The 10,000-nt window shown below is 48.0% G+C and carries 8 protein-coding genes; 1 reads left to right on the top strand and 7 read right to left on the bottom strand.

What is annotated here, in order from left to right; all coding sequences use genetic code 11:
- Positions 1–113 precede the first annotated feature (113 nt).
- On the top strand, positions 114–572 hold the full coding sequence (locus tag EJA10_RS21115; RefSeq protein WP_125482024.1) for a DinB family protein: 459 nt from the start codon (positions 114–116) through the stop codon (positions 570–572).
- Between the two features lie 30 nt (positions 573–602).
- Here EJA10_RS21115 and EJA10_RS21110 read toward each other — a convergent pair whose 3' ends face one another.
- From EJA10_RS21110 to EJA10_RS21080, 7 genes are all read right to left on the bottom strand, one after another.
- A complete protein-coding gene (locus EJA10_RS21110) occupies positions 603–1,076 on the bottom strand; it encodes a hypothetical protein (RefSeq protein WP_125482023.1) in 474 nt (157 codons plus the stop codon).
- Positions 1,073–1,336: a hypothetical protein gene (locus tag EJA10_RS21105; RefSeq protein ID WP_125482022.1), complete on the bottom strand. Its 264-nt coding sequence runs from the start codon at positions 1,334–1,336 to the stop codon at positions 1,073–1,075. The genes EJA10_RS21110 and EJA10_RS21105 overlap by 4 nt, the downstream gene beginning before the upstream one ends.
- Positions 1,337–1,446: 110 nt before the next feature.
- Positions 1,447–2,625 (bottom strand): CamS family sex pheromone protein, encoded by a 1,179-nt coding sequence (locus EJA10_RS21100; protein ID WP_125482021.1) that lies wholly within the window; start codon positions 2,623–2,625, stop codon positions 1,447–1,449.
- A gap of 15 nt (positions 2,626–2,640) precedes the next feature.
- Positions 2,641–4,647: an NAD-dependent DNA ligase LigA gene (ligA, locus tag EJA10_RS21095; protein WP_125482020.1), complete on the bottom strand. Its 2,007-nt coding sequence runs from the start codon at positions 4,645–4,647 to the stop codon at positions 2,641–2,643.
- Between the two features lie 280 nt (positions 4,648–4,927).
- Entirely contained in the window at positions 4,928–7,156 is a 2,229-nt protein-coding gene (pcrA, locus tag EJA10_RS21090; protein WP_125482019.1) for a DNA helicase PcrA, read from the bottom strand.
- A 145-nt stretch (positions 7,157–7,301) separates the two neighbouring features.
- Positions 7,302–7,988 (bottom strand): heptaprenylglyceryl phosphate synthase, encoded by a 687-nt coding sequence (gene pcrB / locus EJA10_RS21085; RefSeq protein WP_125482018.1) that lies wholly within the window; start codon positions 7,986–7,988, stop codon positions 7,302–7,304.
- Between the two features lie 119 nt (positions 7,989–8,107).
- Positions 8,108–9,535 carry a sodium:solute symporter family protein gene (locus EJA10_RS21080; RefSeq protein ID WP_125482017.1) on the bottom strand — a complete coding sequence of 476 codons (1,428 nt, stop codon included), beginning with the start codon at positions 9,533–9,535 and terminating at the stop codon, positions 8,108–8,110.
- Positions 9,536–10,000 lie beyond the last annotated feature (465 nt).

Raw genomic sequence — 10,000 nt, 5'->3', positions numbered from 1 at the left:
AAAAATGTAGTTGATATATTCTCCTTCCTCACAAATCTGAGGTCATTTTCAGCAGGTCAACCGCTTAAATCTAGCGAATATGTATTTATCATTCTAAAAGGAGTCTATTTTACATGAAAAAACGGCATGAAGTGTTATTCAATCAGCTGGAAACCTATCGCAGTGAAATTTTAGAGGTGGCAAATACGGTTTCTGACGAGGATGCGGAGAAAATCCCGGCAGGGTTCAACAATAATATCCGCTGGAATCTCGGGCATATCTATCTTGATCAATATCTATGGATCCAGGCGGTGGCGAAGGAACCCGCAGATGTTCCGGAAAAGTTTAACTCATGGTTTGGCTACGGTACCTCTCCGGCCGATTTTACCGAAGAGACACCTTCTGTCAGAGTGTTGAAAGAATTGCTGAAAACACAGCCTGCCAGAATAAAAGAAACCTATGGCGAGCGATTGGAAGAGGAATTCGCGCCGACAGAAATGGGCATGCATACGATCGAGCAAGTCCTGGTACGGACGATTTTTCATGAAGGCATGCACCTTCAGACCATCCTGGATATTAAGAAATGCATGTAAAAAGCAAAGAGAATTCCCCTCTTTGCTTTTTCACATTTTTTCCGCAACCTCGGCTTCTATTTCCTTGATTAACTTTTTTATATGATTGGATGGGTAATCGAGAGCTTTTTGCCCGGCAAAGTAAGGGAACATGTCTTTAATATCATCAGCGTAAAGACTTCCGTCCCGCGGCAGGGTATGGCTCACCACTTTGAGTGAATCCCCGCTTTGATCAACCTTCAACACCATCGGCACAGACATGCCGGAACCTTGTTCCACTGCAGCACCGTCTTTATAATACTCCTCAATCAAAGCCCATAAGTAGATTTCGCCCTTGTCTTTACTGGTGGCAAGGATTTCATGAGCACTGAATACTTCCCCGCCAAAATTCGGGCTCATCACTTCCTGCCGTATGTATCTTTCTATTTCGTGGCCATCTTCTTCTGTCAAGGCAATGGATGCTGGTATTGAACAGCCTGCCAATAATAAAACTACAACTATTACAAGAAAGAAACTACGCATCATTTTCCCCTTGCCCCCTGTTTATCGAACTTTTTCCTCCAAAATAACAGCCCAGCCATAATACCAATAGGAAAGATCACGATTGCACCCGCCATGATCCCCATGAGAATGGACACTAAAGCTAGGGACATAGAGGGATATCGCTCAGATACTTGCCCGGTCACCCATTGAAAAAGATAAATAAATGCTGACATTCCAAACGCCCACAACACAGCAGTTTTCAGAACATAATTCCATTTGGCTCTTTGACTTTGAACAGGCATACATCCACCTCATATCCTTCGAATTGTCAGAATATATACGATGAAAAATGAGGGAACGTTTCAATTTTTTCCAAAATAAAAAGCAAAGAGCCGCAGCTCCTTGCTTTGTCTTACTGGTAGATATGCACAAATGGTTCATCCTGGTCAGGCTTCTTGACGATCAGTGCTTCCTGGCCCATGACGGAGGAAACGCTGACCTGGACGGAGATGTAGCTAGGGAAATGCTCCATCACGAGTCCGGTCACGTACTGGGTGAAGCCGATTGCTTCGGCTTTCCCGTAAAATTGGATCGGGATGTTGATGTTCATTTCCTGGAGCTGTCCGTCGATGTAAAAGCCTTTGCCGATGACACCGTTGAAGTTAGGGAAGTATTCTTCCACATCCTGTTTGAAGTTCTGGAAGAAGGTCAGATCGTCCCTGTGTTCCTTTTCGGCTTTATCGGACGGGAACAGGATATACTCTTCTTTTACATCCTTCCAGCTGCCGATATTGGAGCTTCCCTGGGAAACCTGGGCATACGCAAAGAAGTTCCCAGGCACGACAGAGGACCGGCTTTCCTGTTCGAATAACCCGATCGTGATCGGAACATCCTGCAGTTCTTTGATGCCTCTTAATCTGCTTACCACTTCCTGGGCAATCTTCTTTCCTTCCGCTTCGAGGACGGAACGGGTAATGTTTTTCTCAAAAACCGCGCCGTACTGTTCTTCCTGGTAATAATGGACAGAGTTCAGGGCCAGTCCGATGGCAATGCCTCCGAGCTGATAGGTGCCCTTCTCGCCGCTTGATTGAACTAGATAATTGTGTTCAAGGATGTGAGCAAGATAAATCGGGTTTTTTTCGTTCCGCTTATGCACATCCCCGTTTCCAGGATCGAGCGGATTCAGTCCGATGTTATCGTCTGCTTTCATTTTCCTTTCCTTCAGCTGATTCTCGTTGAACTTCCGGTTCAGCCAGAGGCCCACTGTCCTGCTGTCAAGGTATTGGCCTTCCTTGAACACATATTTGTCAGTCGAAAACGCATTTTGTGCGATGCGCATCAATCCGGTTTCAAACTCGGTGATGTCATAGCGGGTATTCAGATTGTTGACGACCATGCCGCGTGCTTCCCCGGGCTGAAACGGCATGATGGTCCGGTAATATTCGTCCGAAATTTTGTATTTCGGGATAATCGCTTTTTCTTTTGTGTCTTCATCCGTCTTTTGGACGACCTCTTCCTGCTTTTGAAAATTCGGGGCACAGGCCGTCAGCAGAAGGACAAGAGATAGAGCGACCATTGAGAGCTTTCTCATGGCGTTTTACACCTCTTATTTATTTAATTCTTCAAGCATTCTCTCCTCGTTCCACACTTCAATCCCCAGGCTCTCGGCTTTTGTCAGTTTCGAACCGGCATCTTCACCGGCAATGACCAAATCGGTTTTCTTGCTGACGCTGCCGGCTACATTGCCGCCGAGCGCCTCGATTTTCTCTTTCGCTTCGTTGCGTCCCATTTGCTCAAGCTTACCGGTCAGCACAATGGTTTTTCCGGCAAAAAATGAATCAGAATCCTCTGCGGATACCTTTTTTGGTCCTTTGTATTCCATGTTGACGCCAACTGCCTTCAGCTCGGAAATCAATTCCTTCACTTCATCGTTATCAAAATACGTAACAATCGAGTCAGCCATCTTGTCACCAATTTCATTAATGGCGGTCAGATCTTCTTTTGAAGCCTGCATCACCTGGTCCATCGTGTTGAACTCCTGGGCAATGGTCTTTGCCGCTTTTGCACCGACCAGTCTAATGCCAAGACCGAACAACAGCTTCTCCAGTGAATTGTCCTTCGATGTTTCAATGGCAGAAAGCAGGTTGCTGACGGATTTTTCGCCCATCCGCTCAAGTGCTAACAGCTGCTCACGTGTAAGCTTGTAAATATCGGCTACATCTTTGATCAACTCTTCGGCAAACAACTGGCTGACCACTCTTTCACCTAGCCCGTCAATGTTCATCGCATCGCGGGAAACGAAGTGAATCAAGCCCTCCCTGATCTGTGCAGGACATTTTGGGTTGATGCAGCGAAGTGCGACTTCGCCTTCAATCCTGACCAGCTCGCTGGCGCACTCTGGGCATTCCGTCGGCATATGGAACTCGACTTCGTTTCCTGTACGCTGCTCGGCAAGGACATTCACGACTTCCGGAATGATGTCGCCAGCTTTTTTAACAACGACTTTATCGCCAATTTTGATGTCTTTTTCACGGATCAGGTCTTCATTGTGGAGCGATGCCCGTCCCACTGTCGTCCCTGCAACCTGAACAGGCTCAAGGATTGCTGTTGGCGTGACGACACCTGTACGGCCGACACTCAGCTCAATATCCTTCAAGGTGGTGACGACTTCTTCTGCCGGGAACTTATAGGCAATCGCCCAGCGCGGGCTTTTCGCTGTCGTTCCAAGCTCCTCCTGTTGATCAAGCGAATCCACCTTGATGACAATGCCATCAATATCATACGGAAGATCCGGACGCCTTTCTACCCAGCCATTGACGTAATCAATCACGCCCTCGATGCTGTCAACCTTCCGGCGTTCTTTATTTGTCTTAAAACCAAGCTTCTCAAGGTAATCCAATCCCTCACTGTGAGCACGGATGCCCGTGTCCCCGACATTGGCGATTCCATATAAGAAGACATCCAGGTTCCTAGAAGCCACGATTTTCGGGTCAAGCTGGCGCAGGGACCCCGCAGCTGCATTGCGCGGATTCGCAAACGGCTCTTCTTCCCGTTCTTTTCGCCCCTTGTTCAATGCTTCAAATGATTTTTTCGGCATGAATGCCTCACCGCGCACTTCAAGCGATACCGGCTCCTTCAGGCGGATCGGCAGGGAGCGGATCGTCTTCAGATTAGACGTAATATCCTCGCCTGTCGTTCCATCACCTCGGGTTGCGCCTCGTACGAGCATACCATCCTCATAGATGAGCGAAACTGCCAAACCATCAATTTTCAGCTCGCACACATACGAAACATTGTCGCCGACACCCTGGCGTACGCGGCGGTCAAAATCGCGAAGGTCCTGCTCATCGAAGGCATTGCCAAGACTCAGCATTGGAATTGCATGCTGAACCTTGTTGAACATCGTTAAAATCTCGCCGCCAACACGCTGTGTAGGGGAGTCAGAAGTCTTCAGTTCCGGGAATTGCTCCTCAATTTCAATCAGTTCCCTCAGCAGCCTGTCGTATTCCGCATCCGGAACCGAAGGCTGGTCAAGAACATAGTACTCATAAGCATATTGATTAAGCAGATTTTGCAAATCCTTGGCTTTGTTTTCAGCGCTCTGAAAATCCATAAATCCAGCCCTTTCTAACCGAAAAGCGCAAGCGCCTTGGTCAGCCCCGACAAGCGCTGCCCGCCTAAAACGCCACATCGTGTGGCTGGCGGGCCTGCACGTCCTGTGCCTCAGAGGGCCTGACATTGAAGTCGTTCTTTGACTTCATTGGCAGGACCGAAGCGACTCGAGCTGCTCAAAGCTAACGCTTTTCGCAAGATACTCGAGGAAGCACTCACAGGGATGATAACTGGCTAGGCACTTGAGCCAGACAGTAATTTAATTATAAGAATGTTATAGTCTACGCTTTTGTAATCGGAGCAAACTTGGCCAGCAAACGCTTGATGCCAGTTGGGCTTGGGAAGGCGATGTCGAGCTCCATTCCGTCCCCGGAGCCTTTTACGCTTACTACGGTTCCTGTTCCCCACTTGCCATGCTGCGCTTTGTCGCCGACCTTCCATTCAATTCCTTCACCGCCGCTAGCTGCCGCAACCGGACGGGTCACAGCTCCGCGAGCCGGCATCGATGGCCTTGCTGCAGGCGAAGGTCTGCCGCCGCTCAATGGCGATGGTTTTCTCACTCTTGGCACCGCATCTTCAACCAAATCAGCCGGAATTTCCTTGATGAACCGTGATTCCGGATTCATATTCGTACGGCCGAACAATGTACGCATTTGGGCATTCGTGATGAACAATTCCTCTTCAGCACGAGTGATTCCGACATAGGCCAGACGGCGTTCTTCCTCCATCTCATCCTCTTCCATCAAGGAACGGCTGTGCGGGAATACGCCTTCCTCCATCCCGATCAGGAAGACAGCAGGGAATTCAAGTCCCTTCGCTGAGTGCAAGGTCATCAGTGTGACAAAGTCTGTTTTTTGCTGCCCGTCATCATCGAGACGATCGATATCAGCGACAAGCGCCAAATCTGTCAGGAATGCAACCAGGCTTTTATCTTCATTGCTTTCTTCAAAGCTTTTTGTAACGGTTAAAAATTCATCGATATTCTCAAGACGGCTCTGTGATTCGAGCGATTTTTCCGCCTTCAGCATGTCACGGTAGCCCGTTTTATCAAGCACTTCCTCAACCAGCTCCGTCACTGATAGGTATTCCTGCTGATGGGTGTAGTTGCTGATCAGGTTGCGGAACTCAGCTGCTGCTTTTTCAGCCTTCGGGCTCAGGCCGATCATTTCAATCGTTTCGAGCGCCTGGAACATCGACAGATCATGCATTGTTGCAAAGTTGGCGATTTTATCAATGGAAGTTGAGCCAATTGCCCGCTTCGGCACATTGATGATCCGCTGCAAGCTGATGTCATCATCCGGATTTGAAATCAGACGAAGGTACGCAAGGATATCCTTGATTTCCTTCCTGTCATAGAACTTGATGCCTCCGACGATCGAGTACTCGATGTTCGACTTCAGGAACGATTCCTCGATAACACGGGACTGGGCGTTCGTGCGGTAAAGGATCGCGATATCTGACAGCTTGCGGCCATTGCGGACAAGCTCCTGGATTTTCCCGATGACGAACTGCGCTTCACCCTGCTCGCTGTCCGCACGGTAATACATGATTTTATTTCCTTCAGCGTTTTCCGTCCAAAGATTTTTCGGCTTGCGGTTCATATTGTTCTGGATGACCATATTCGCCGCCAAGAGGATTTTCTTCGTCGAGCGGTAGTTTTGCTCAAGCAAAATCACACTAGCCCTTGGATAGTCCTTTTCAAAGGAAAGGATGTTCGCAATGTCAGCACCACGCCAGCGGTAGATCGACTGGTCAGAGTCACCGACGACACAAAGATTCTGGAATCGCTGCGCCAGCAGTTTTACGAGCATATATTGTGCTCTGTTCGTATCCTGGTACTCATCGACGTGGATGTACTGGAACTTGCGCTGATAATACTCGAGAACTTCCGGCACGCGCATGAACAGCGTGATTGTAACCATGATCAGATCGTCGAAATCGAGCGCATTGTTCTTACGGAGCCTGCGCTGGTACTCCTCATACACATCGCTGACCTTCTGGGAAAAATAATCCCCCGCCGTCTTTGCGTATTCTTCCGGGGTGATCAATTCGTTCTTTGCCGAACTGATCGTCCCAAGGATCGCACGCGGATCGAACTTCTTCGGATCCATATTCTTGTCTTTTAAAATCGACTTGATGACCGACTGCTGGTCTGTTGAATCCAGGATCGTGAAGTTGCGGTTGTAGCCGAGCCGGTCGATGTCCCTGCGCAAAATCCGCACACACATCGAATGGAACGTTGAAATCCAGATCTCATCTGCCGCGCCGCCCATCATCTTCTGGATCCTCTCGCGCATCTCGCGTGCCGCTTTATTCGTAAACGTAATCGCAAGGATGTTATAAGGATTTACCCCTTTTTCCACCATCAAATACGCAATTCTGTGGGTCAAAACCCTTGTTTTACCCGAGCCTGCCCCAGCCATCAGAAGCAAGGGGCCATCCACTGTCTTGACAGCCTTCTGCTGCTCCGGGTTCAGTCCGTTCAATAATTTATCCGTTAAAAATTGCACTTCCTAACCACCACCATACAAACATTTGTTCTTATTTTATCTCAATACCGATCTATAAACAATATCATTGGTACCTATTTTCCATTTACAAGGTCATTGGTGACCTTTTTTCGCCACACACCCGCTATTGGGGCACGAAGCAATTCTATTTCTTCACCATAGCCACTGTCTTCATTGCTTCATCCAGATTGGTGTAAATGACATTGCCGACGACGATGACATCTGCATGCCTGGACATTTCTTCTGCCTGTTGAGCCGTCTCGATGCCGCCGCCGTAAAAGAGAACGGTTTGGTTAAGGACCCCTTTGGCTGCTTCGACATATTCGGGATTTCCGTACGTGCCGCTATATTCGAGATAGAAAATTGGCAGGTTGAACATTTTTTCCGCCATCATCGCATAAGCCTGAACATCCGCGACTGAAAGCTCCGTCTTCGCCTCGGTCAGCTTTGCCGCCTTGCACTCCGGGTTAAGGATGCAATAGCCTTCCATCTTAATCTCTTCCCAATCCATCAAATCACCATACTCCTTGACCGCTTCATGATGCAGGCCGGTGATCCACTGCGGATTGCCGCTGTTCAGCACCGTCGGGATAAAATAAAAATCGAATCCCGGCGTAATGGACTCCACGGTCGAAACCTCGAGAATGCATGGAACCGTATAACGGCGAACGCGGGACATCAAATCCAGGACTCCCTCAAGAGTGACTCCATCGGTTCCTCCCACCATGATCGCGTCGGTTCCAGACTCGCAAATTCTATCTAATTCTTCATCAGTTATCTCTTTATTAGGATCGAGTTTGAACACATGTTTCCACTCGCGAACATCGTACATCCCTGAATTGCCCCCATTCTATATATCCATTCCACCATTATAGCATTTGTTGCTTATATATAAAAAAGGAAACATATGAAAAAAGCGTCCCGATGATGGAACGCTTTTTCAAAAAAGTTTTACAAATCGCGCTGCTCATATTGCTCGGTGAACAGCCTCGAGAAGATATAGAAACTGATGCCGCTGACAATCAGCGCAAGGTAGATAGGATCGAGCCCAAAGAAGCTGATGATCTCCTTTTCGCCAAGATAAACTGCCAGACTGCCAAGGAACAAGGATGCAAGGCTGCCTGCAGGACTCGCTTTTTCCCAGATATGCCCGAACACATAGGGGATGAACGCCCCGCCCGCTCTCAATGTAAAGGAGAACATGAGCAAGGTGATAATATCAGAAACATTCCAGATCGCCGTCAGCAAGCTGAACGCAGCGACGACATACATCGTATAGCGGACCATTTTTAACAGAGATTTGTCAGGTGCATTCTTGTTGATGTACTGATGGTAGATATCGTTTGTAAAAATAGAGCCTGCCGCCAGTAGGTTACTGGATGCACTGGACATGGTCGCCGAAATCAGTGCGGCGAATAGGATGCCCGTGACCACATCAGGCAGGACCTCCATCGCCAGCACCGGCAACGCGTACTGTGCGCCTTTTTCCATCAGCATCGCCCCGTCAATTACGCCGTTCTCAACCATTCCATACATGAACAGACCGATGACAGCAGGGATGAATGCGAACAACACATATACAAAGGAAGTAATATAAGAAGCTTGCTTTGCCGCTTTGCCGTCTTTAGCAGAATAATAGCGCTGGACCGCTTCCTGGCCGACCGTAAAGGACGCGATATACATTACGACAAGCGCAATAATCGTTCCCCAGCCTGCGCCGTCTACTAGACTCCACTTTGCCTCCGGGATATTGGCTGTAACCTGCTCGAATCCGCCCCCGGCTTGGAGCGTGAACGGAATGATGAGCGCCATCCCGACAATGATGAAAATCCACTGGACCACATCGGTGTAAACGACGCTGTACATCCCGCCCATCACACTGTATAACGTGACGACAACCGTGACGATGATGACTGACATCGTATAGCTCCAGCCAGTCATGACCGATAGAATCGTCGCCGAGGCGATGAACTGCACCGCGGTCAATCCGACCATCGGCAGCAGCATAATGATCGACGTAACAAGCGAATTCGCTTCACCATATCGTCTGCGGAAATATTCAGGCACCGTTTTTACAGCGGCTTCCCGAAGCATTGGCGCCAAAAAAGCCAGCACGATGAACGCAATCGCCATCGTGATGACATACCAGACGGCAGAAAGCCCCCAGTCACCATACGCCTTTTCCACCACACCCAGTGAAGAACCGCCGCCAACCTCAGTCGCAGCAAGGCTCCCCGCCAGAAGCCACGGACCCATTTTGCGGCCCGCCACCAGAAAATCCTCATTATCATTGATTTTTTTCGAAGATATGTACCCAATCATGATCATGATGCCTAAATAAATAATAACAATTGCAATTACCGTAAAACTTGCCCCCATCAACTCACTCCAAATCTTTAATAATCTATTACCTTCCCCCTACCCTTTAAAGCAAGTTACTAACCAAGAATGAGGGAAAACCTTTTTGGTAATTCGGGAACCAATTAAGGAGATTCGTGAGACGGGATAAGGTACAGACATTCCTACTGCTAAAAAGGTAATTTTCTTTGAATATAGGATGAGTTTTAACCTTTATATGGAAAAAAAGTAGTGAAAAAGCCGATTTTCGTAGTGAAAAGTGGACATATCGTATTGGAAAAGTCCATTTTCGTAGTGATAAGGCGGCAAATCGTAGTGATGAAGCATGTTTTCGCAGTGATTAATTAATTCTTGGGAATTTGATCACATTTTCTCAGCGATTCATACCCCACCAGTGTGATTATTTGGTTTTTTGGTTTTTGCTTGAATCAGTAAAATATACGAGTACAGTCTGCTACAGTATGGAAAAATTTTTTATAGCGAAAA

Origin of the sequence: Mesobacillus subterraneus (genome assembly GCF_003937825.1) — a bacterium.
Classification (GTDB): domain Bacteria; phylum Bacillota; class Bacilli; order Bacillales; family Cytobacillaceae; genus Mesobacillus; species Mesobacillus subterraneus.
The sequence above is the reverse complement of the archived record's forward strand: the minus strand, read 5'-3'. Positions and strand labels throughout refer to the sequence as shown.